This window comes from Novosphingobium sp. MD-1 (genome assembly GCF_001014975.1).
In the GTDB taxonomy this organism is placed as follows: Bacteria; Pseudomonadota; Alphaproteobacteria; order Sphingomonadales; family Sphingomonadaceae; genus Novosphingobium.
Genome location: NZ_BBXA01000027.1, coordinates 20,766 through 42,448 on the forward strand (window position 1 = coordinate 20,766; position 21,683 = coordinate 42,448).

At 67.0% G+C, this 21,683-nt stretch carries 16 protein-coding genes; 8 read left to right on the top strand and 8 right to left on the bottom strand.

The annotated features are described in order from the left end of the window. Window positions 1-91: 91 nt before the first annotated feature. The gene (locus NMD1_RS09900; RefSeq protein WP_125954607.1) at window positions 92-907 is read right to left on the bottom strand and encodes an undecaprenyl-diphosphate phosphatase; all 816 of its coding nucleotides are present in this window, start codon (window positions 905-907) and stop codon (window positions 92-94) included. Between the two features lie 92 nt (window positions 908-999). Then, entirely contained in the window at window positions 1,000-2,790 is a 1,791-nt protein-coding gene (locus tag NMD1_RS09905) for an ABC transporter transmembrane domain-containing protein (RefSeq protein ID WP_124809940.1), read from the bottom strand. 229 nt (window positions 2,791-3,019) lie between these two features. Here NMD1_RS09905 and NMD1_RS09910 point away from each other — a divergent pair, with 229 nt between their 5' ends. Then, window positions 3,020-4,276 (top strand): polyhydroxyalkanoate depolymerase, encoded by a 1,257-nt coding sequence (locus NMD1_RS09910; protein ID WP_124809939.1) that lies wholly within the window; start codon window positions 3,020-3,022, stop codon window positions 4,274-4,276. Between the two features lie 52 nt (window positions 4,277-4,328). Here the strand turns inward: NMD1_RS09910 and NMD1_RS09915 are convergent, their stop codons facing one another. The 3 genes from NMD1_RS09915 to NMD1_RS09925 all read right to left on the bottom strand — a co-directional run bounded on the left by NMD1_RS09915 (window position 4,329) and on the right by NMD1_RS09925 (window position 7,414). After that, window positions 4,329-4,790 (bottom strand): MaoC family dehydratase, encoded by a 462-nt coding sequence (locus NMD1_RS09915; RefSeq protein ID WP_125954609.1) that lies wholly within the window; start codon window positions 4,788-4,790, stop codon window positions 4,329-4,331. 90 nt (window positions 4,791-4,880) lie between these two features. Beyond that, window positions 4,881-5,996, bottom strand: a complete 1,116-nt coding sequence (locus NMD1_RS09920; RefSeq protein WP_125954612.1) for an acyltransferase — start codon at window positions 5,994-5,996, stop codon at window positions 4,881-4,883. Beyond that, window positions 5,993-7,414 carry a putative O-glycosylation ligase, exosortase A system-associated gene (locus NMD1_RS09925; protein WP_125954614.1) on the bottom strand — a complete coding sequence of 474 codons (1,422 nt, stop codon included), beginning with the start codon at window positions 7,412-7,414 and terminating at the stop codon, window positions 5,993-5,995. The genes NMD1_RS09920 and NMD1_RS09925 overlap by 4 nt, the downstream gene beginning before the upstream one ends. 164 nt (window positions 7,415-7,578) lie before the next feature. On the opposite strand from NMD1_RS09925, the gene NMD1_RS09930 reads away from it, so the two are divergent. The 4 genes from NMD1_RS09930 to NMD1_RS09945 all read left to right on the top strand — a co-directional run bounded on the left by NMD1_RS09930 (window position 7,579) and on the right by NMD1_RS09945 (window position 16,611). Further along, window positions 7,579-8,826 (top strand): TIGR04063 family PEP-CTERM/XrtA system glycosyltransferase, encoded by a 1,248-nt coding sequence (locus NMD1_RS09930; RefSeq protein WP_125954616.1) that lies wholly within the window; start codon window positions 7,579-7,581, stop codon window positions 8,824-8,826. Between the two features lie 42 nt (window positions 8,827-8,868). After that, window positions 8,869-10,290, top strand: coding sequence for a hypothetical protein (locus tag NMD1_RS09935; protein WP_125954618.1), 1,422 nt, complete (start codon window positions 8,869-8,871; stop codon window positions 10,288-10,290). Between the two features lie 224 nt (window positions 10,291-10,514). Beyond that, window positions 10,515-15,155, top strand: a complete 4,641-nt coding sequence (gene gltB / locus NMD1_RS09940) for a glutamate synthase large subunit (RefSeq protein ID WP_125954620.1) — start codon at window positions 10,515-10,517, stop codon at window positions 15,153-15,155. Window positions 15,156-15,177: 22 nt separating this feature from the next. Beyond that, the gene (locus NMD1_RS09945) at window positions 15,178-16,611 is read left to right on the top strand and encodes a glutamate synthase subunit beta (RefSeq protein ID WP_125954622.1); all 1,434 of its coding nucleotides are present in this window, start codon (window positions 15,178-15,180) and stop codon (window positions 16,609-16,611) included. A gap of 201 nt (window positions 16,612-16,812) precedes the next feature. On the opposite strand, the gene NMD1_RS09950 is transcribed toward NMD1_RS09945, so the two are convergent. Next, window positions 16,813-17,622, bottom strand: coding sequence for a cystatin domain-containing protein (locus tag NMD1_RS09950; protein ID WP_125954624.1), 810 nt, complete (start codon window positions 17,620-17,622; stop codon window positions 16,813-16,815). Window positions 17,623-17,733: 111 nt separating this feature from the next. Next, a complete protein-coding gene (gene ung / locus NMD1_RS09955; RefSeq protein ID WP_125954626.1) occupies window positions 17,734-18,414 on the bottom strand; it encodes a uracil-DNA glycosylase in 681 nt (226 codons plus the stop codon). A 124-nt stretch (window positions 18,415-18,538) separates the two neighbouring features. Between ung and NMD1_RS09960 the strand changes: the two genes are divergently transcribed. The 3 genes from NMD1_RS09960 to NMD1_RS09970 are packed head-to-tail and all read left to right on the top strand — an operon-like array spanning window position 18,539 to window position 20,407. Continuing rightward, window positions 18,539-19,156 carry a ribonuclease D gene (locus tag NMD1_RS09960; protein WP_125954628.1) on the top strand — a complete coding sequence of 206 codons (618 nt, stop codon included), beginning with the start codon at window positions 18,539-18,541 and terminating at the stop codon, window positions 19,154-19,156. Window positions 19,157-19,166: 10 nt separating this feature from the next. Continuing rightward, window positions 19,167-19,811, top strand: coding sequence for an LPS export ABC transporter periplasmic protein LptC (locus NMD1_RS09965; protein ID WP_124809928.1), 645 nt, complete (start codon window positions 19,167-19,169; stop codon window positions 19,809-19,811). Window positions 19,812-19,825: 14 nt separating this feature from the next. Next, window positions 19,826-20,407, top strand: a complete 582-nt coding sequence (locus NMD1_RS09970) for an LptA/OstA family protein (RefSeq protein ID WP_125954629.1) — start codon at window positions 19,826-19,828, stop codon at window positions 20,405-20,407. Between the two features lie 16 nt (window positions 20,408-20,423). On the opposite strand, the gene NMD1_RS09975 is transcribed toward NMD1_RS09970, so the two are convergent. Next, window positions 20,424-21,665 carry a capsule biosynthesis protein gene (locus tag NMD1_RS09975; protein ID WP_125954630.1) on the bottom strand — a complete coding sequence of 414 codons (1,242 nt, stop codon included), beginning with the start codon at window positions 21,663-21,665 and terminating at the stop codon, window positions 20,424-20,426. Window positions 21,666-21,683: the final 18 nt, after the last annotated feature.

The window sequence follows — 21,683 nt, forward strand, 5'->3', positions numbered from 1 at the left end:
GGCGGCGGGGATTTGGTTCCGGAAACCCCGCCGTTATGGCGCGATTGATCGGCGGCTGGGAGAATCGGTGGGGCGGGGACCGGTGGGGCGGTCAGGCGCGCAGCAGCCAGAACATCGCCGCCGCGCCCGCCACGATGCGGTACCATGCGAACGGCGTGAAGCCGTGCCGGCTGACATAGGCGACGAAGAAGCGGATCACCGCCAGCGCCACCACGAACGAGACGAAGAAACCCACCGCGATCTCCGCCCAGCCCACGCCCAGCGTGCCGGCGGCCAGTTCGTGCCGCTTGTCGAGCAGTTCCAGCGTGGTCGCCCCCAGCATCGTCGGGATGGCCAGGAAGAAGCTGAATTCGGCGGCGGTGCGGCGCTCGATGCCCATGGCCAGCGCGCCCATGATGGTCGCGCCCGAACGGCTGACGCCGGGGATCATGGCCAGGCACTGCACGAAGCCCACGCCCACGGCCTGTCGCAGCGGCAACTGGCCGATCCCGGTCGGTTCACCGCCCTTGGCGAAGCGTTCGACCACGAGAATGCCGATGCCGCCCACGATCAGCGCCCAGCACACCACCAGCGGGCTGCCGAGCAGACCCTCGATCTGGTGTTTCAGCAGCAGGCCGATGACCGCGGCGGGCATGAACGCGGCCAGCAGGTTGCGCAGGAAGCGCAGCGACAGCGGCTCCAGCCGGAGCAGGCCCATGCCGACGGCCCAGAACGTGCGCCAGTATTGCACGACCACCGCCAGGATCGCGCCCAGCTGGATCACCACGTTGAACATGGCCCATTGCGCGGCGTCATAGCCGAACAGTTCGGTGGCAAGGATGAGGTGCCCTGTCGAGGAGACCGGAAGGAACTCGGTGAGGCCCTCGACGATGCCGAGCAGTACGGCGGTAACGATCGTGCTGTCCATGCGCAGGGCGTTGCCGCACCGCAGCACGGTGTCAAGGGCGGTCGGCGTTCGGCAACCTTAAATTTCGGCAATGCCTTGCGGGGCACACGCGATCAGGCGGCGGCATCCTGAAACTGCAACCGCGCAAGCCGGGCGTAGAGCCCGTTGGCGGCGGTCAGGCTGGCGTGGTTGCCCTGTTCGACGATCTTGCCGCCGTCCATCACGATGATCCGGTCGGCCGCGCGGATCGTCGCCAGCCGGTGCGCGATGACCAGCGTGGTGCGGTCCTTCATCAGCCGGTCGAGCGCGGCCTGCACCAGCTGTTCGCTTTCGGCGTCCAGCGCGCTGGTCGCTTCGTCAAGCAGCAGGATCGGGGCGTTGCGCAGCACCGCGCGGGCGATGGCGATGCGCTGGCGCTGGCCACCGGAAAGGCGTGCGCCGTCCTCGCCCAGGAAGGTATCGAGCCCTTCGGGCAGCGCGCGCAGGAAGCTTTCGGCGTTGGCGGCGCGCGCCGCTTCCCAGATGTCCTCGTCGCTGGCGGCCCAGTTGCCATAGCGCAGATTGTCGCGCGCGCTGGCGGCGAACAGCGTGCCGTCCTGCGGCACCAGCGCCATCCTCGCGCGAATCTCGGCCGGATCGGCCGACGGCAGCGGCACGCCGTCGATGCGCACGGTGCCTGCCTGCGGATCGTAGAACCGCTGCGCCAGCAGGAACAGCGTGGACTTGCCCGCGCCGGAAGGCCCGACGATCGCCACCGTCTCGCCCGGTTCGACGGTCAGCGAGAAATCCTCCAGCGCCGCCACTTCCGGGCGGCTGGGATAGCGGAAGCCGACGTTCTGGAACGCCAGCTGGCCGCGCGGCGGCACGGGCAGCGCGGTCGGCCGCGCGGGCGGGGCGATGTCTGGCTGTTCCAGCAGCAGTTCGTTGAGGCGGCTGGCCGCGCCGGCGCCGCGCAGCAGGTCGCCATAGACCTCGGTCAGCGCGCCCAGCGCGCCGGCGACGAGGCCCGCCGTCACCACGATCGCGAAGATCGTGCCACCGCTGATAGTGCCTTCGGCCACACCCACCGCGCCTTCCCACACGAGCAGGACGATGCCGCCAAACACCAGCAGAATGACGATCGCCGTCATCACCGCGCGCAGGATGATGCGGCGGCGGGCCACGTCAAACGTGCGTTCGACGCGCTCGCCGAACCGCTCCAGCTCGCGCTTTTCCTGCCCGAAGGCCTGGACGATCTTCATCGCGCCCAGCGTTTCCGACACGATCACGCCGATCGCGGCGACGCGGTCCTGGCTCGACCGCGAAACGGAGCGCACGCGCCGGCCGAACCACACGATCGGCAGGACCACGAGCGGGATGCCGATGATCACCGCGCCGGTCAGCTTCGGCGCCAGCACGAACAGGTAGATCATGCCGCCCAGCGCCATGATCGCGTTGCGCAGCGCCACCGAAACCGTGGTGCCGACCACCTGTTCGATGATCGCCGTGTCCGACGTCATGCGCGAGGAGATTTCCCGGGGGCTGTTGGTTTCGAAGAAGCTGGGCGGCAGGCGCAGCAGGTTGGCCTGCACTTTCAGGCGGATGTCGGCGACCACGCGCTCGCCCAGCCAGGACACGAAATAGAACCGGCAGGCGGTGCCGACGGCCAGCACCAGCACGACCAGCAGCAGATAGCGGAACCAGCGGCCGATCTCGGTGATGTCCGCCCCTTGCGAGAAGCCCTTGTCGACGATCAGCTTGAGGCCGGAGGGGATCGCCAGCGTGGCGCTGGCGGTGACGAGCAGCGCGGCAGCGGCGGCGGCGACCCGTCCCGGATAGTCGAGCGCCTGGCGCCATACCATGCGCAAGGGGGTCAGGGTGCGCGCGGGGCGCGGGGCTTCGACAGGCTGGGTTCCCTCGTCCATTCCGCTCGCCTAGCCGAAGCGCGCCCGCGCAGGAAGGGGGCGCATGCCGGTAAGGCGCGGCAATGCTTTTTCCGCAGTCCATCCCGCGCGATCGAGGCGAGGATTAGGGTCCGGTTTGGTCCGGTCGGAGCGCGATCTTCAATGTTGCGTTGCACAAGGCAACGAATCGCGGCAATCTGGGGGCAAGCGAGTCCCGGTGTTGCCGGGCAACAGAACAAGGACAACGGCCGTGCTCTACAAGGCCTATGAAATCCAGCGCTCTCTGCTCAGCGCGAGCAGCGCGATGGCGTCGATGACAGCGGACCTGCTGGGCGATCCCCGGCTTCCGTTCAGCGGCTTCGGCCCCAGCCAGATGATGGCATCGGCGCTGGAAGTGTTCGCCCACGCGGCGGCCCCGCGCGGCAAGCCGGCGTTCGGCATCCGCACGATCCATGTCGATGGCACGACCCACGCGGTCCGGGAATCGACGGAAATCCATCGCCCGTTCGGCGATCTCAAGAAGTTCACGCACGAAGGGCTTCCGCCCGACGCGCCGCGCCTGCTGATCGTGGCGCCGATGAGCGGCCATTACGCCACGCTGCTGCGCGGCACGGTGGAACGGATGCTGGAACGCTGCGTGGTCTACATAACGGACTGGGCCGACGCGAAATACGTGCCGCTGGCCGAAGGGCGCTTCGACCTGGACGATTACATCGACTATCTGGTCGGCTTCCTCGAATATATCGGCCCCGGCGCGCACATGATGGCGGTATGCCAGCCTTCGGTGCCGGCCTTTGCCGCCACCGCGATCATGGCGGCCAAAGACCATCCGTGCCGACCTGTGACGCTGACGATGATGGGCGGGCCGATCGATACCCGCGAATCGCCCACGGCGGTGAACGATCACGCGATCACCAAGCCCTATGTGTGGTTCAAGCACAACGTCATCACCACGGTGCCGGTGAACTATCCGGGCGAGGGGCGGCAGGTCTATCCGGGCTTCGTCCAGCTCGCGAGCTTCATGTCGATGAACCTCGGCAGCCACATGATGAGCCACTATTCGCTGTTCAAGCACCTGGTGCAGGGCGATGGCGAAGGCGCCGAGGCGACCAAGACGTTCTATGACGAATACCGCGCCGTCTGCGATCTGCCGGCGGAGTTCTATCTGCAGACCGTGGATGTCGTGTTCCAGCGCCACGCGCTGCCCAAGGGCGAATTCGTCCATCGCGGGCACGCGGTCGACCTGGGCGCGATCCACGACACCGCGATCCTGTGCATCGAGGGCGAGCGGGACGACATCTCGGGCATCGGCCAGACCAAGGCCGCGCTCAAGGTGACGCCGAACGTGCCGGAGGAAATGAAGCAGTACCTCCTCGCCGCCGAGGCGGGGCACTACGGCATTTTCAACGGATCGCGCTGGCGGACCAAGATCGCGCCGGTGGTCGATGCGTGGATCGTGCGCCACGAAGGCCGGGGCAAGGGCCGCAAGCTGACGGCCGTCGCCTGAAGACAGACGGTGCGGAAAGAAGACTTCCCGCACCGTCCCGAAACGCCGCTTCTCAGACGAAGAACTGGGTCAGCCACTCGCAGATCAGGGCGGGCTTCGACTCGCCTTCGATCTCGACCGTGATTTCCATGGACTGCTGCCACTGGCCGGGACGCTTTTCCTCGATCTCCAGCAGCTTGAACACGCCGCGCACGCGCTTGCCCGAACGGACGGGGGTGAGGAAGCGGGTGCGGTTGCCGCCATAGTTCACGCCCATCTTGATGCCTTCGGGGCGCGGACAATCGCTGAGCTGTGTCAGCAGCGGGATCAGCGACAGTGTGAGGAAGCCGTGCGCGATCGTGCCGCCGAACGGCGTCAGCTTGGCCTTTTCCTCGTCGACGTGGATGAACTGGAAGTCACCGGTCGCTTCGGCGAACTGGTTGATTCGTTCCTGGCTGACCTCGACCCATTCCGATGTGCCCACGATCGTGCCTGCCAGCGCCTTGATTTCTGTCGCGGGAATGATCCTCGCCATACCGTTGCTCTCCTGCATTCTCTTGTTCCGCCATCATGGACGGACCCTTGCAAAGGTGCAACCGGGCGCAATCCGGTCAGGACGGATGGGCTATTCGGCGGGCGACGCGGGCAAGGGACGGGTCCAGCCCGGCGTTCGCGCATTGAGCCAGCGCTGGGCCGGCTTTTCGATCAGGCGATAAAGCGCCCACGACGCGATCAGCAGCAGCAGGAGATAGGCCGCCAGTTCCGCCCAGCCGATTTGCAGCGAGGCATCAACGAACAGCAGCTTGAACACCAGGAACAGAAAGGCGTGCGCGAGGTAGGTGGAATAGCTCACCTCTCCCAGCCACACCGCCGCGTGGCTGGCGAGAAAGCGTGCCAGCGGCCCCTTATCATAAATCAGCGCCAGCATCGCGGTGACGATCGCGGGCGGGACGATCGCGGTTTCGGGCCAGCCGGCCACGCTCCCCAGCGCGATCCAGCCCGTCGCGAACAGCGCCCAGGGCCAGGCGCGCGGTGATCGTGCCGCTTGCCAGATCACGCAGGCCAGCGTGCCCAGCATGAAGCCGATCAGGCAGCGCCACAGCCCCATGGTGGGGATGTCCGCGCCCAGCGTGCGCAGACCCCGGTGCGTGAACAGCGCATATTCTCCCGCCAGCAGCAGCGCCGCGATCGCGATCGCCAGGCGACGGCGGCCCATGATCGGCTGGCCCGCCGCGACAATCGCGGGAAACACCAGATAGGCGGCGAATTCGGTGCTGATCGACCAGGCCGGGTGGTTCCAGGCCAGTTCGTGCGTAAAGCCCCAGTTCTGGATCAGCAGCACCTGCAGCGGCAATTCGTCCAGTGGTAGCCCCTCTACGGGGCGCCCGGAAACGTTCAGTGCCGCTCGGAACAACACGAAGCCGCCGAGTATCAACAGGTGCAACGGCCAGATTCGCGCCATCCTTCGCCACAGGAAACGGGCGGCGGCGCGTGGCCCACCCGACGCCAGTGGAACGGCATAATTGTACCACATGACGAAGCCGGACAGGACGAAGAACAGATCCACCGCCAGATAGCCGCGCGCCAGGACCGCGATGACGCCTGGGGGCAGTATGGACACCAGCGACAAGCGGATATGATAGAGGACCACCAGCCAAGCCGCTATCCCGCGCAGGCCGGTCAGCGAGTCGAGATGGCGTGGTCTGCGTTCGCTCGGTTCGTGGAGATGGGGCTCGCTCATCTGGGGGCGCTCAGCGGGGGCTGCCCCGAACTGCCCTGTGTCGCCGCGCGCGACGGCGCGTTAACCCGCCGAAGCGGACGGAACGTCTCCCGGCTCGGGTCGATCCGCATGGCATAGGCGCGCAGGCCGATCTGCAGCCCGATCAGCATGTACATAAAGGGCTGGAAGGCGATGCCGACGAAGCTGCCGCCGACCATATAGACCAACTGCCCCTGTTGCAGCGCATTGGCCAGAGGCCCGATCCATCGCGCATCGGGCAGGCTCTCCTGCGGGCCACCCCGCTTGGTCCAGCGTGCGCGCACCCGCTCCATCTGCCACAGCCCCAGAAGGTGCAGCGTCAGCCAAAGGCCCAGGCCGGGATAGCCCTGCTCACCCAGCATCTCGAAGTAGGCCGAATGATAGGCGCGGCCCTTTTCCACGATATCGTTGGTTTCGAGCGCGGCGTTGTTCTTGCCGGCATAGTCGGTGTTGACGGTCTTGTAGCTCACCTCGTTCTGGCGATAGGCTTCGAAGCCTCCGCCGAAGGGGTTGTGCTTGGCGAATTCCCACGTCCATTTCCACACCGCCACGCGGGTGGAGGCGGACTGATCCGATTGGTGATTTTCGATCGTGCTCATGCGATCGGTATAGCTCTTGGGCAGGAATGGCATCGCCACCACGGCCAGTACCCCCGCTGCCGCGAGATAGGTGAAGCGCCGCTTGGTGGTGCGCAGCACGAGCACGCCCAGCAACAGCACGCACAGCAGGCCGGTGCGCGTCTGCGTGCCCACCGGGATCAGCAGGCAGGCAAAGCCGAGCCCCAGGGCATAAAGCGTGACCAGCTTTCCCGGTTTGAAGATAGTGCCGTACCGCGCCAGCCAGTAGATCAGCGGCATGATCGCAACCGCCACCATCGACAGCGTGCTGCCTTCGTAAAGGCCGGTGTTATCGTTCACCAGCAGCTTCAGTTCGCCATAGCCGCCGCCGGAGGAAAGCGTCTTGATCCCGCCGCCGATCACGATCACGCTGATGGACAGCACCATCACCAATGCCAGCGCCTCGATGCGCAGGCGCGTGCGCAGGGTGAGCGGCAGGAACATCGCGAAGACCAGTGCCTTCCACACCCAGCCCCACTTTTCCGCCGCTTCCACAGGGAAATCGGCGGTGCGGGTGGTCAGCCCACAATAGACCAGCAGCAGCAGGAGCAGGAACTGGCGGAACGAGAAGCGGATGCCCTGCTTGTTTTCGGCCACCATCCAGGCGCCGAACGCGCAGACGAACGCTATCAGCGAGATCGGGATATGGGCGAGGAAGCCCCAGGTGACCTTCTGCGGCGCGACGATGTCGATATAGGTATAGGCCAGCACCAGCAGGAACGGCCGGCGCATCCCGGCGCCCAGGAAAGCCAGCACGAAGGCGGTAAGGAACAGGTTAAGCACGGCGGCCCCGCTGGCGGCGCAACGTCCCGGGCAGGCGCGGCAAACGGCAGTGCGACAGGGGGGAGGGCGTCAGGGTCATGTCCGCGCGATGATCGTTGCCGGGACCGCGGGCTTAGCGGAACGGGGTTGACGGCGCGTTAAGGCTTGCGTGGCAGGAAAGGGGCATGACCCGCGTTCTGCACGTTCTCGACCACAGCCTGCCGCTGCACAGCGGCTACACCTTTCGCACGCGCGCGATCCTCAAGGCCCAGCAGGCGCAAGGGATCGAGGTGCGCGCGATCACCGGGCAGCGTCACCGCTTGCCGGATGGGCCGCTGGTGGCGGACGACGGCGCGCCCGAACAGATCGACGGGCTGGAATTCCATCGCACGCCGGGGGAAGCTGAAGGCATCGTGGGGGTGCGCGAGTGGCGCGAGGTGGTTGCTCTGGCCAGCCGGATCGAAGCGGTGGCCCGCGCGTGGCGGCCGGACGTGCTGCACGCCCATTCGCCGGCGCTGTGCGGCCTTGCCGCCGTGCGCGCCGGGCGGCGGCTCGGCATTCCGGTGGTCTATGAAATCCGCGCGTTCTGGGAAGACGCCGCCGTGGGCAATGGCACCGGCCGCGAGGGTTCGCCGCGCTACTGGCTGACCCGCCAGCTCGAGAACCGCGTGGTTGCCGGCGCCGATGCGGTGGTGACGATCTGCCGCGGCCTGCTGGAGGATCTGGCGGCGCGGGGCGTTGCGCGCGATCGCCTGTCGATCATGCCCAACGGCGTGGATCTGACCATGTTCGGGCAGGCACAGCCGCGCGATCCGGCGCTGGCCGAAGCGCTGGGGCTGGGCGACGGGCCGGTGATCGGCTTTCTCGGCAGCTTCTATCCCTATGAAGGGCTGGACGATCTGATCGCGGCCATGCCGGCGATCGTGGAGGGGGTGCCGGGAGCCAGGCTGCTGCTGGTCGGCGGCGGCCCGGCGGGCGATGCCTTGCGCGCGCAGGCGGAGGCTTCGTCGGTTGCGGACGCGATCCGCTTCGTCGGCCGCGTGCCGCACGCCGAGGTCGACCGCTATTACGCGCTGGCCGATGTGGTGTGCTATCCGCGCAAGGCGATGCGGCTGACGGACCTTGTCACGCCGCTCAAGCCGCTGGAGGCGATGGCGCAAGGCAAACTGGTTGCCGCGAGCGACGTGGGCGGGCACAGGGAACTGATCGAGGACGGGGTGACCGGCACGCTGTTTCCCGCCGACGATCCTGCCGGGCTGGCGAAGGCAATGATCGCGCTGTTGGGCGACCGGAGCGCATGGCTGGAACGGCGCGCGGTGGCGCGGCGGTTCGTCGAGCGCGAGCACGACTGGGCCGGCAATGTTCGTCGTTATCAAGCTGTTTACCAAAAGGTGATAGCCGGGAAAGGTACAATTGCGGGTGTCGCCGCCTGATGGCGTGGGGCACTTGCCAGGTTTGAACGGATCGATACGCACGTGACCATTCCGCAGGGCAAGCAGGCGAAACGCAAGCAGGCCGCATCGATTTCGGCGCACCGCCTGTTCCCGGTGGTGATGATAGTGTGGTTCGCCGCCTTGCTGGGGCTGACGAGCTTCGTCGTGCCGCCCCGGATGCTGGCGAGCCTGGTCGTGGCGAGCGGACTGCCCAAGGTCCTGCCGGCCGCCGCGCCGCCGCTGGGTTTCACCGCCCGCGTGCTGGTGGCTTTCGCGCTGGCCGTGGTCGGCGGGCTGATCGGCCTTGTCATCGCCGCGCGGTTGCGCAGGGGCAAGGCGGCCAAGCTCGACATGCCGGCTACGCCCGATCGCGACGAGGCGATGGAATCCGGAGCGCCCGCCGTGGCGGTATCCCAACGTGCCGTGAAAATCCGCGCGCGCGACGCGCACCCCGATGCCCCGCCGCGCCGGCCGCTGGTGCTGAGCGAGGAATTGGCGACGGTGCCGGCGCTCGAGGACCCGGAGCCGGGTGGCGAGCTTGAACAGCCCGTGATCGCGGAAGATTGGGGCGCGGAGGTGCCCGTCGATGGTGCGGACTTGTCCCGAACGGCGCTTGAAGCGGCGGATCCGGACGAAACGGCCGGGCAAGACGACGTGCTTGCGGACGAAGTTGGCGCTCCCGCGCGCCTTGCCGCGCCGATGATCGACGACGGACCGTTTGCGCCGCCGCTGCTTGCGCTGCCTGCCGCGCTGGCGGACGAGCCATCGGCCGATGCGGACCTTGATCTTGCAGGGCTAGAGGCTCCGCCCGGCGAAGATGATGCGCGGCTACCGCTGGCCTCCGACACGCAACGTCCCTTTGTGCAGCCCTATCCGACGTTGCCCGCGCCCGGCATTTTCAACGATGCGGCGGAAGCACGCGCGGATGCGCCCGCGATGGATGCCGCGCCGCTGGAATCGCTGGGTCTCGTGCAGCTCATCGAGCGGCTGGCGATGGCGATCGCGGTCCGGCGCGACGAACTGGCGCGACACGCGGAACAGGATCCCCGGGCCGAGGCGGAAGTCGACGCCACGCTGCCGCCTGGTACAGCCACGCACGCCGCGGACGCGGTCGAACAGGGCGTGGAGGACGCGGAAGCAGGTGGGGAGGCGGATGCGCCGCCTTTCCTGGCGATCGTGTCCGGCGAGGCACCGTTGCCCGAACACCGCTATCCCTCGCTGGTCGATATGCCGTCCCCCGCGCCGCGCCGCCATGACGACGCGCCGGTGGATCCGCCGTTTGCCCGCCCCGATACGCCGTTGGCCAGCCGTGGACGGGCCATGCCATCGTCTGTGACGGAACCCGCGCCGCCGGCCTTCGCGCCGCCCGCCGGGGCCGTTCCCGCGTTCAGCGATCCCGAAGAGGCCGACCGCGCCTTGCGCGCGGCCCTCGCCACGCTCCAGAGAATGACCGCCAAGGGCTAACCACGTCCGCAATCGGTCCTGAATGTAGCCATTTTCGACGGAATCCTGCCCGTTTTGAAGGGTGCAACCGTATTTCCCGCGCGGATCGGCGCGGGAAATGACGCTCGCGGTTGCAAAATAACTTTCCTGCAGTCATGGGGGATATTCGCGCAACTTTCGTCGCCAAGGGGGGCGGCGCGATTCGTGCGATATTTCCAATTCTGGATGTAGGGACGACCTTCGATATGGGATTTCCGCCGGTTCAGGGCCTGTACGATCCGCGTAATGAGCATGACGCCTGTGGTGTGGGCTTTGTTGCCCATATCAAAGGGGCGAAAAGCCACGCGATTATCGAGCAGGCGCTGGAAATTCTGCGAAATCTCGACCATCGCGGCGCGGTGGGTGCCGACCCGTTGCTGGGCGATGGCGCCGGCATCCTGATCCAGTTGCCCGATCAGCTTTTCCGCAAGTGGGCGGCCGCGCAGGGCAAGGAACTGCCAGCGCCGGGCGATTACGCCGTGGCGATGTGCTTCCTGCCGCAGGACGAGCCGTCGCGGAACTTCGTGACCGAGTTCTTCGAGAAGTTCATCGCCAAGGAAGGCCAGGAACTGATCGGCTGGCGCGACGTGCCCGTCACGCTCGACGGCCTCGGCAAGACCGTGATCGAATCGATGCCGGTGGTGCGCCAGTGCTTCATCAAGCGCGGCGAGGGCACGCCCGACCAGGACGCGTTCGAGCGCAAGCTGCTGGCGATCCGCAAGCAGACGCAGAACCCGCTTGCCGCCATGGCCGAAAAGCACGGGCTTCCGGGCGTGACGCAACTCTACATGCCGAGCTTTTCGACGCGCACGATCGTCTACAAGGGGCTGCTGCTGGCGAACCAGGTTGGCTCGTTCTATGACGACCTGCGCGATCCGGACTGCGTTTCCGCGCTCGGCCTTGTCCACCAGCGCTTTTCGACCAACACCTTCCCGAGCTGGAAGCTGGCGCATCCCTTCCGCTTCATCGCCCACAATGGCGAGATCAACACGGTTCGCGGCAACGTGAACTGGATGAATGCGCGCCGTCGCACAATGGAATCCGAGCTGCTGGGGCCGGATCTCGACAAGATGTGGCCGCTGATCCCGCACGGGCAGTCCGATACCGCGAGCCTCGACAACGCGCTCGAACTGCTGCTGGCGGGCGGATACAGCCTGGCGCACGCGGTGATGATGCTGGTGCCCGAGGCCTGGGCGGGCAATCCGCTGATGGATTCCAAGCGCCGCGCCTTCTACGAATACCACGCCGCGCTGATGGAGCCGTGGGACGGCCCGGCCGCCGTTGCCTTTACCGACGGCCGCCAGATCGGCGCCACGCTCGACCGCAACGGGCTGCGCCCCGCGCGGTTCTCGATCACCCGCGACGACCTGATCTGCATGGCTTCGGAAAGCGGCGTGCTGCCGTTCCGCGAGGAAGACATCGTGCGCAAGTGGCGGCTCCAGCCCGGCCGCATGTTGTTGATCGACCTGGAAAAGGGCGCGATCATCGAGGACGAGCAGATCAAGGCCGAACTCGCCGGGGCGGAGCCCTACGAGGACTGGCTGGAATCGGCGCAATACAAGCTCAAGGAGCTTGAAGTGGTCGAGCCCGAACTGGCGGCGCTGCCGGTCGAGACGACCAGCCTGCTCGATCGCCAGCAGGCGTTCGGCTACACGCAGGAGGACGTGACCAAGTTCCTCGAACCGATGGCCGTCTATGGCGACGACCCGATCGGTTCGATGGGCACGGACACCCCGATCGCCGTGCTGTCCAGCCGCTCACGGCTGCTCTACGACTATTTCAAGCAGAACTTCGCGCAAGTCACCAACCCGCCGATCGATCCGATCCGCGAGGAACTGGTGATGAGCCTGGTTTCGATGATCGGCCCGCGCCCGAACCTGCTGGGCCGCGACGCTGGCAGCCACAAGCGGCTCGAAGTCGACCAGCCGATCCTGACCAACGACGATATCGCCAAGATCCGTTCGGTCGAGGCCGCGCTCGACGGCGCGTTCCGCACCGCCACGATCGACACCACCTGGGATGCCGCTGCCGGTGCGCAGGGGCTGGAACTGGCGATCAAGGAAATGTGCTGGGCGGCGACCGAGGCCGTGCTGGCGGACAAGAACATCCTGATCCTGTCTGATCGCGCCCAGTGCGACAGCCGCATCCCGATGCCGGCGCTGCTGGCCACGGCGGCGGTGCACCACCACCTCGTCCGGCAGGGCCTGCGCATGCAGACCGGGCTTGTCGTCGAAACCGGCGAAGCGCGCGAAGTCCACCACTTCTGCGTGCTGGCGGGTTATGGCGCGGAAGCGATCAACCCGTACCTGGCGTTCGAGACGCTGGAAGCGATCCGGGTGGACAAGGAGCTGCCGCTCACCACCAAGGACGTGCAGAAGAACTACATCAAGGCGATCGGCAAGGGCATCCTCAAGGTCATGTCCAAGATGGGCATCTCGACCTACCAGTCCTATTGCGGCGCCCAGATCTTCGACGCGGTGGGCCTCAGCTCCGCCTTCGTGGACAAGTATTTCACCGGCACCGCCACGACGATCGAGGGCGTGGGCATCGAGCAGATCGCCGAGGAAACCGTGCGGCGCCACGCGGCGGCCTATGGCGACAACCCGATCTACCGCAAGATGCTGGACGTTGGCGGCATGTACCAGCTGCGCCTGCGCGGCGAGGAACACGCCTGGACGGCCTCGAACATCGCCAATCTGCAGCACGCGGTGCGCGGCAACATTCCGGACAAGTACAAGGAATTCGCCCAGTCGATCAACGACCAGTCCGAACGGATGCTGACGATCCGCGGGCTGATGGATCTGAAGAAGGCCGACGAGTCCATCGACATTGCCGAGGTCGAGCCGGCGAGCGAGATCGTCAAGCGCTTCGCCACCGGCGCGATGAGCTATGGCTCGATCAGCTGGGAAGCGCACACCACGCTGGCCGTGGCGATGAACCGCATCGGCGGCAAGTCGAACACCGGCGAAGGCGGCGAGGATCCGGCGCGCTTCAAGCCGCTGGCCAACGGCGATTCGATGCGTTCGGCGATCAAGCAGGTCGCGTCGGGCCGGTTCGGCGTGACGGCGGAATACCTCGTCAATGCCGATGACATCCAGATCAAGATGGCGCAGGGCGCGAAGCCCGGCGAAGGCGGCCAGCTGCCCGGCGACAAGGTGGACAAGACCATCGGCAAGACGCGGCACTCCACGCCGGGCGTCGGCCTGATCTCGCCGCCGCCGCACCACGACATCTATTCGATCGAGGATCTGGCGCAGCTGATCCACGATCTCAAGAACGCCAACCAGCGCGCGCGCATTTCGGTCAAGCTCGTGTCCGAAGTGGGCGTGGGCACCGTGGCGGCGGGCGTTTCCAAGGCGCGCGCGGATCACGTGACGATCTCGGGCTACGAAGGCGGCACCGGCGCCTCGCCGCTAACCTCGCTGACCCACGCCGGGTCTCCGTGGGAAATCGGGCTGGCTGAAACGCAACAGACGCTGCTGCTCAACAACCTGCGGTCGCGCATCTGCGTGCAGGCGGACGGCGGCATCCGTACCGGACGCGACGTGGCCATCGCCGCGCTGCTCGGCGCCGACGAGTTCGGCTTCGCTACCGCCCCGCTGATCGCGGCCGGCTGCATCATGATGCGCAAGTGCCACCTCAACACCTGCCCGGTGGGCGTGGCCACGCAGGACCCGGTGCTGCGCGCGCGCTTCACCGGCCAGCCGGAACACGTCATCAACTACTTCTTCTTCGTGGCGGAAGAACTGCGCGCGATCATGGCCGAGATGGGCTTCCGCACCGTCGCGGAAATGGTCGGCCGGGTCGACCGGCTCGATACCAAGAAGGCGGTGGCGCACTGGAAGGCGCAGGGCGTCGACCTGTCGAAGCTGCTGCACCAGGTCGATCCGGTGCCCGGCACCACGCTCAACTGGAGCGGCACGCAGGATCACGGCCTCGAGGCCGCGCTCGACAACGATCTGATCGCCGCCAGCGCGCCCGCGCTGGACACGGGCGAGCCGGTCCGGCTCGAACGCAAGGTGATCAACGTCAACCGCACGGTGGGCGCGATGCTGTCGGGCGAAGTGGCCCGGAAGTATGGCCACAAGGGGCTGCCGGACAACACGATCCAGGTCAGCTTCACCGGCGTTGCCGGCCAGTCCTTCGGCGCCTTCCTGGCCCACGGCGTCACGCTCGATCTGGTGGGCGATGCCAACGACTACGTGGGCAAGGGCCTTTCGGGCGGCCGCGTGATCGTGCGCCAGCCGGCGCATGTCGATCGCGAGCCGACCGAAAACATCATTGTCGGCAACACCGTGCTCTATGGCGCGATCGCGGGCGAGGCCTACTTCAACGGCGTCGCCGGCGAACGCTTCGCCGTGCGCAATTCGGGCGCGATCGCGGTTGTCGAGGGCACCGGGGACCATGGCTGCGAATACATGACCGGTGGCGTGGTGGCCGTGCTTGGCCGGACCGGCCGGAATTTCGCGGCGGGCATGTCGGGCGGCATCGCCTATGTCTATGATCCGGATGGCCAGTTCGAAAAGCTGTGCAACCCAGCGATGGTGGACCTGATCCCCGTTTCGGCCGACCGCGACGAGGATGACGGAGCCGGTCGCCCGCAGCAGCGCGGGCATGACGTCTATGACTACGGCATGGGCGACATGCTCCGCCACGATGCGGAACGCCTGAAGGTGCTGGTCGAACGCCACCATCTCTACACGGGCAGCAAGCGGGCGCGCGCGATTCTCGACAACTGGGCCGACGAGGTGAAGCGCTTCGTCAAGGTGATGCCGCGCGACTATGCGCGCGCGCTCCGCCAGATGGAGGCCGAGCGCCTCGCCGCCGCCAACGTCGCGGCCGAATAAGAACAGGGATCAGGGAAACATCATGGGCAAGGCAACCGGCTTTCTCGAGGTCGACCGCAAGGACCGTACCTACGATTCCCCCGCGGAACGGCTGAAGCACTATCGCGAATTCGTGATCCCGCACGATGCGGCGGGGCTGCAGGGGCAGGCTTCACGCTGCATGAACTGCGGCATTCCGTATTGTCACAACGGCTGTCCGGTGAACAACCAGATCCCGGACTGGAACCACCTGGTCTACGAGAACGACTGGCGCGAGGCGCTCGATAATCTCCATTCGACCAACAACTTCCCGGAATTCACCGGCCGCATCTGCCCCGCTCCGTGCGAGGCGGCCTGCACACTGAACATCGTCGACCAGCCGGTGACGATCAAATCGATCGAATGCGCGATCGTCGACAAGGGCTGGAAGGAAGGCTGGATCGAGCCGCAGGTGCCCGCGAAGAAGACGGGCAAGTCGGTCGCCGTCGTCGGCTCCGGCCCGGCTGGCCTCGCCTGCGCGCAGCAGCTGGCCCGCGCCGGCCATTCGGTGACGGTGTTCGAGAAATCCGATCGCGTCGGCGGGCTGCTTCGCTACGGCATTCCGGACTTCAAGCTGGAAAAGCACGTCATCAACCGCCGCATGGTGCAGATGGAGGCCGAAGGCGTCCAGTTCCGCACTTCCGTCGAAGTGGGCGTGACCGTTTCGGTCGCCTCGCTGAAGGAAAACTTCGACGCGATCGTGATGGCGGGCGGCGCGGAAGACCCGCGCCCGCTCGACATTCCCGGTTTCGAGCTTCCCGGCGTGCGCTTCGCCATGGAATTCCTGACGCAGCAGAACAAGCGCAACGCGGGTGACGATGAAATCCGCGCCGCGCCGCGCGGTTCGCTGCTCGCCACCGGCAAGCACGTAGTGGTGATCGGCGGCGGCGATACCGGTTCGGACTGCGTCGGCACGTCGAACCGCCAGGGTGCGCTGTCGGTCACGCAGCTGGAAATCATGCCCCGGCCGCCCGAAAAGGAAGAGAAGGCGCTGAGCTGGCCCAACTGGCCGCTCAAGCTGCGCACCTCGTCCAGCCACGAGGAAGGCTGCGAGCGCGAATTCGCGGTGCTGACCAAGCGGGCGGTGGGCGAAAACGACGTGACCGGGCTGGAATGCGTCCGCGTCGAATGGGTGAACGGCAAGATGCAGGAAGTGCCGGGCAGCGAATTCACGCTGAAGGCGGACCTGATCCTGCTGGCGATGGGCTTCCTCGGCCCGCGCAAGCAGGGCTTGCTGGAACAGGCCGGCGTCGAACTGGACCCGCGCGGCAACGTCAAGGGCAACGTGGTGGACTACAAGACCAGCGTCGAGAACGTGTTCGCCTGCGGCGACATGCGGCGCGGGCAGAGCCTCGTCGTGTGGGCGATTCGCGAAGGCCGCCAGTGCGCGCGTTCGGTGGACGAAGCGCTGATGGGGGTTTCCGAACTGCCGCGCTGATCGGGCCGGTTCTGCGGGACAAGACAGGAAGGGCGCTCCGTGCGGGGCGCCCTTTTCCGTTTCGGCCTCGTCATTGCGAGGGGCGAAGCCCCGCGGCAATCCAGGGGCAGGCCAGAGCAGCATGTGGGGCTCTGGATTGCTTCGCGTACCGCTCGCAATGACGATTCAAGATAACGCTGGCATGCCCCCAGGCGCGCCGCGTCAGCGGAAGGCGCAGGAGAGGCCGGCCCACAGGTCGGTCACGCGCGCGCGGGCGCCGGTGCCGTTTACGATGCCGCTGATCGCGCCCACGGTGAACTCGTGGCCCAGTGTGGTGCGTTCCAGCCGGAAGCCGCGCTTTTTGCGCAGCTCGGCGAGGGTGGTGCCGATGCGGATGCCGTCGGTCGTGCCGATGGTTGTGTTCCGGCCGCTCAGCACCCAGCCGCCGAACCGGTCATGCTGGAACAGCAGGCTCACGCCATCCTGCCACTGCGCGAAATCAACAGGCCCGGCGCCGCATTCGCCGTTCGTGCTGGTCCGTGGGGCCGGGCGGAAGCGCAGCGCTTCCAGCACCCGTGCGCGGGGTATGCCAAAGGAGAGGACGATCGGCGCCGCCCCGGCGCGGCGCACCTGCAGCCCGTTCCGGGCAAGGCGCAGGCTGGCCGCCACCTGTGGCGCGGCGGCTGCCAGCCGCGTCGATTCGCTCAGGCGCATCTGGCCCGATAGCATCCTGTAGACGGTCACCGCCCAGCGGCTGCCATCGGCGAGCGTCAGCTCGATGCGGTAGTTCATGCCGGCAACGACTTGCTGGCTGGCCGAATCGACGCTTCTGACCGTGCCCCCGCCCGGCAATTGCGATGCCGCGAAATCGGCGGCCTGGCGTACCTGCGGATCGTTGACGCCGGCGGGCGCCCAGCCGCCCGGGATCCCTGCTCCCGGCGGGGGCACCTGTGCGGCGGCAGGCGCCAGCGCGGCCGCGCAGAGCGCCCCGTACAGCGCTCCGTACAGCGCCAACGACAGTGTCTTGGTCATGATTCAGGCTCCCTCCCGCATCGCGCGGACGGGAAGAGTGACCGGCCGCCGGGGATGCGGCAACCGGATTTGCGTCTGCTTCGGAGGCGATTGCGCGCCCACGTCGGCGGCTCAGGGCTGCCAGTCGATCGCACCCCGGCCGTGTTGTTCGAGAAAGGCGTTGGCCTGGCTGAAATGGCGGCATCCGAAGAAGCCGGCATGGGCGGACAGCGGGCTGGGGTGGGGCGCTTTGAGGACGAGGTGCGGTCCATTGGCCAGGCCCGGCACGCGCGCGGCCTTCTTCTGCGCATGGCTGCCCCACAGCAGAAACACGGTGGGCACGTCACGCTGCGCAACGGCGGCCACCGCCGCGTCGGTGAAATCCTCCCAGCCTTTGCCGGCGTGCGATCCGGCCTGCCCGGCCTCTACCGTCAGCGCGTTGTTCAGCAGCAGCACGCCCTGCCGCGCCCAGTTTTCGAGATTGCCGTGGGAAGGTCGTGGCAGGCCGAGATCGGCTTCCAGTTCCTTGTAGATGTTCACCAGCGATGGCGGCGGCTTGACGCCCTGCGGCACCGAGAACGACAGGCCGTGCGCCTGGCCGGGGCCGTGGTAGGGGTCCTGCCCCAGAATCACGACCTTCACCGCGTCCAGCGGGGTCAGTTCCAGCGCCCGCAGCCGGGATCCGCGTGGCGGAAAGATCGCCTTTCCGGCCGCCTCTTCGGTGTTGAGGAAGCCGCCCAGCGCCCGCAGCGGGCGGGTGGCGAGAACAGGGGCCAGCGCCGGCTGCCAGCTTTCGGGAAGGGGAGTTGCCATAGGAAAGGCGTTCCTACCGCAACTCGAAACGGGCGCACAAGCCTGCCGGGCGCCAAAGCCAAGGTTGCCGTTTCCCGGCATTCCCAAGGTTGCCGTTTCCCGGCATTCATCGTAGGCGGGGTCCATGGCCGTCTACCTGCATGAAGAAGATTTGCCCGAAGGCGCGCTGGCGCCGGGCATCGTCGCCGTCGATACCGAAACGATGGGGCTGATCACCCCGCGCGATCGGCTGTGCGTGGTCCAGATTTCCGACGGGCAGGGCGATGAGCACCTTGTCCGCTTCCAGGTGGACAGTGCCTACGCCGCGCCGAACCTGAAGGCGGTGCTGGCCGATCCCGCGCGGCTGAAGCTGTTTCACTTCGCCCGGTTCGATCTGGCCGCGATCGAACACTATCTGGGCATTACCGCCGCGCCGGTGTTCTGCACCAAGATCGCGTCCAAGCTGGTTCGGACCTATACCGACCGCCACGGCCTGAAGGATCTGGTGCGCGAACTGCTGGGCAAGGAGATTTCCAAGCAGCAGCAGTCGAGCGACTGGGGCGGGGCGGTCCTGTCCGACGCGCAGCAGGAATATGCCGCGTCCGACGTGCGCCACCTCCACGCCATGCACACCATTCTGGTTGAACGGCTGGCGCGGGAGAAGCGGACCGAGATGGCGCAGGCCTGTTTCGACTTCCTGCCCGTGCGGGCGCGCCTCGATCTGGCCGGCTGGGCCGAGCGGGACATCTTCAGTCACGAATGAGGCTGCGGGGATGACCGTCCAAGCCGAGAAGATCCGCTCGCGCCGCCAGCATTTCGCGGCGCCGGGCGGCTTTCATGACCGTCTGGTACGGTTCCTGGCGGTGGCGCTGCCGGCCGCGATTGGCGTGCTGGCGGCGGTGATGGTGCTGACCCCGCTTTCCCCGCGCGGCGAGATCAGCTTCCTGCTCGATCGCAACAAGGTTTCCATCCTGGAAGATCGTCTGCGTGCCGCCAGCGCGATGTATCGCGGCCTGGACGACGACGGGCGCACGTTCTCGATCACCGCCGGGTCCGCCGTCCAGCATTCGGCGCGGGTTCCCGTGGTGATGATGAACGACCTGACCGCGCGGATGCTGATGGACGACGGGCCGGCGATCCTTTCGGCCAATGCCGGCAACTATGATTTCAGCCGCGAACAGGTGGACGTGGCCGGGCCGGTCAATTTCCAGACGTCGGACGGCTATCGCATGACCGCGAACAACGTGGTGTTCGATGTGCGGGGCAAGAACCTGCACAGCAAGGGGCCGGCGGAAGGCCGCATTCCGGCTGGCACTTTCTCGGCCGACAGGATATTCGCCGACCTCTCCGCGCATACCGTCACGCTGGACGGCCATGCACGTCTTCACATGGAACCGGGCAAGATGCGCAAGCCATGACTGCACCTCGGCAAATGACGTCCCTTCGCGAAACGATCCGTTCCGCCCGGCCTTTCCGGGCGTTCCTGCTGGGCTTTGCCGGGGCTGGCGCCGTCGTTGCGGCCCTTTCCGCGCACGCGGCCTCGCGGGTGAACAGCGATGCGCCCGTCAACTTCGCGGCGGACCGCATCGAACTGCAGGACAAGCAGAACCGCGTGATCCTGACGGGGAACGTCGACATCACGCAGGACGACATGCGGATGCGCTCGGCCCGCACCGTGATGGCCTATACCAACACCGGCGGTGACACCGAGATCCAGCGGATCGACGCGACCGGCGGCGTGGTGGTGACGCAGCGCGACGAAACCGCGCGCGGCGACGTGGCGGTCTATGACGTGAACCGCCGCCTGATCACGATGGTCGGCAACGTGGCGCTGCGGCGTGGCACCGATACGCTGAACGGCGGCCGGCTGGTGATCGACCTCGACAGCGGCCTGTCCAGCGTGGATGGCCGTTCGGGCGGTTCCTCCGTTCCCGGCGTCAACGGTTCCGGCAACGGCGGCGGGCGTATTTCGGGCACGTTCAAGGTGCCCAAGCGCAACGACAGCAAGCCGTAGGGCGTCTCCCCGCCGGTTATTCGGGCGGAAGCGGCATTCCCTCGAACCGCGCGATGGCGTGCCGGACGACCTTGTCGAGCGCTTCCTTCGAGAAGAAGCCGCCGGGAATCAGGCAGCGTTCGATCAAGACGCGGCGGAACGCGGCGAAAGTTTCGGGATCGGGCGGCACCGGGTTCTGCCAGAAGGCGTCCAGCCCGCCCTGCGCGGTGAGGTCCGGGATATCGTAGACCGCGTGGCCCAGCGCGACGACGGGGACGCCCATCGCCAGCGCGAACGTGCCGCTGGTGCTGTTGATGGTGACCATGCCGCGCGCGTCGCGTGCAACGGCCACGATGTCTCCGGCGGCCAGGTAGTCGATCCGCGCGGCCACGCCATAGCGTTCGCCCAGATCGCGCGCCGCCTGCTCCCAATCGCGCACGCCGTTGTCGAGCGGATGCTCCTTGATGACCAGACGCGTGTCGGCCGGGGCGTGCCGGGCGAACGAGGCGATGATCAGGTTCAGCGCTTCCGCAATGCCCGCGAAAGGCGAATGCAGCCGGATTTGCGCGTCCGAATCGAGCTGGAGCGGGAACAGGAAATAGGGCTCTGGCGACGCTTCCATGCGCGCGAACAACCGGGCGGCCTGCGCCTCGCGCAGCTTGCGCGCGCGCAGCTTGCGCAGCCAGCCCATGCCTTCCACCAGCGGCGGCCAGGGGCGATGGTTGTTCCAGTTGGAATAGTGCCAGCGCGTGAACACGTCGGCGACGTTGTAGAGTAGCCCTTCCAGCGCGCGGCGGCGGAAAGAGGAGGGCACCTGGCTGTGCTGCGGCACCGGCGGCAGCGCGGCGGCAGTATCGCGATACCACTGCGGATCGCGCGGGAGCGACGAATGGCCATTGACCCCGCCCAGCTCCAGCGTGACCCAGTCCGGCCGGATATAGCCTTCCTCGAAGACGTGGACCGGCACGTCCAGCGCACGACAGACCTGCGTTGCGGCCATGTGATGATCGCGGCAATCGCCGAACAGCACCACGTCGGTGATTTGCCGGTCGCGCAGCATCTGCTCCAGCGCGGCGGGCCAGTCCTGCAGGGTGCCGCGATAGTCGATGCCGCCGGGCAGGCGCCAGAACGCCCGGTCGCCGCCGTTGAAATTGACCTTGTAAACCGTGTGCCCGGCGCGGATCAGACCTTGTCCCAGATGGCGGAACAGCGGCCCCATCAGCCCTTGCAGCAACAGCACCCGGCGCCGTTCCCCGGTACGCACTATTTCATCGGGCATCGGCAAGTGTTCCGGAAC

What these genes read in the sequence shown, in the direction of transcription:
- NMD1_RS09900 (WP_125954607.1), bottom strand. Translation starts at nt 907, where the DNA reads ATGGACAGCACGATCGTTACCGCCGTACTGCTCGGCATCGTCGAGGGC.
- NMD1_RS09905 (WP_124809940.1), bottom strand. Translation starts at nt 2,790, where the DNA reads ATGGACGAGGGAACCCAGCCTGTCGAAGCCCCGCGCCCCGCGCGCACC.
- NMD1_RS09915 (WP_125954609.1), bottom strand. Translation starts at nt 4,790, where the DNA reads ATGGCGAGGATCATTCCCGCGACAGAAATCAAGGCGCTGGCAGGCACG.
- NMD1_RS09920 (WP_125954612.1), bottom strand. Translation starts at nt 5,996, where the DNA reads ATGAGCGAGCCCCATCTCCACGAACCGAGCGAACGCAGACCACGCCAT.
- NMD1_RS09930 (WP_125954616.1), top strand. Translation starts at nt 7,579, where the DNA reads ATGACCCGCGTTCTGCACGTTCTCGACCACAGCCTGCCGCTGCACAGC.
- gltB (WP_125954620.1), top strand. Translation starts at nt 10,515, where the DNA reads ATGGGATTTCCGCCGGTTCAGGGCCTGTACGATCCGCGTAATGAGCAT.
- NMD1_RS09945 (WP_125954622.1), top strand. Translation starts at nt 15,178, where the DNA reads ATGGGCAAGGCAACCGGCTTTCTCGAGGTCGACCGCAAGGACCGTACC.
- NMD1_RS09950 (WP_125954624.1), bottom strand. Translation starts at nt 17,622, where the DNA reads ATGACCAAGACACTGTCGTTGGCGCTGTACGGAGCGCTGTACGGGGCG.
- ung (WP_125954626.1), bottom strand. Translation starts at nt 18,414, where the DNA reads ATGGCAACTCCCCTTCCCGAAAGCTGGCAGCCGGCGCTGGCCCCTGTT.
- NMD1_RS09960 (WP_125954628.1), top strand. Translation starts at nt 18,539, where the DNA reads ATGGCCGTCTACCTGCATGAAGAAGATTTGCCCGAAGGCGCGCTGGCG.
- NMD1_RS09965 (WP_124809928.1), top strand. Translation starts at nt 19,167, where the DNA reads ATGACCGTCCAAGCCGAGAAGATCCGCTCGCGCCGCCAGCATTTCGCG.
- NMD1_RS09970 (WP_125954629.1), top strand. Translation starts at nt 19,826, where the DNA reads ATGACGTCCCTTCGCGAAACGATCCGTTCCGCCCGGCCTTTCCGGGCG.
- NMD1_RS09975 (WP_125954630.1), bottom strand. Translation starts at nt 21,665, where the DNA reads ATGCCCGATGAAATAGTGCGTACCGGGGAACGGCGCCGGGTGCTGTTG.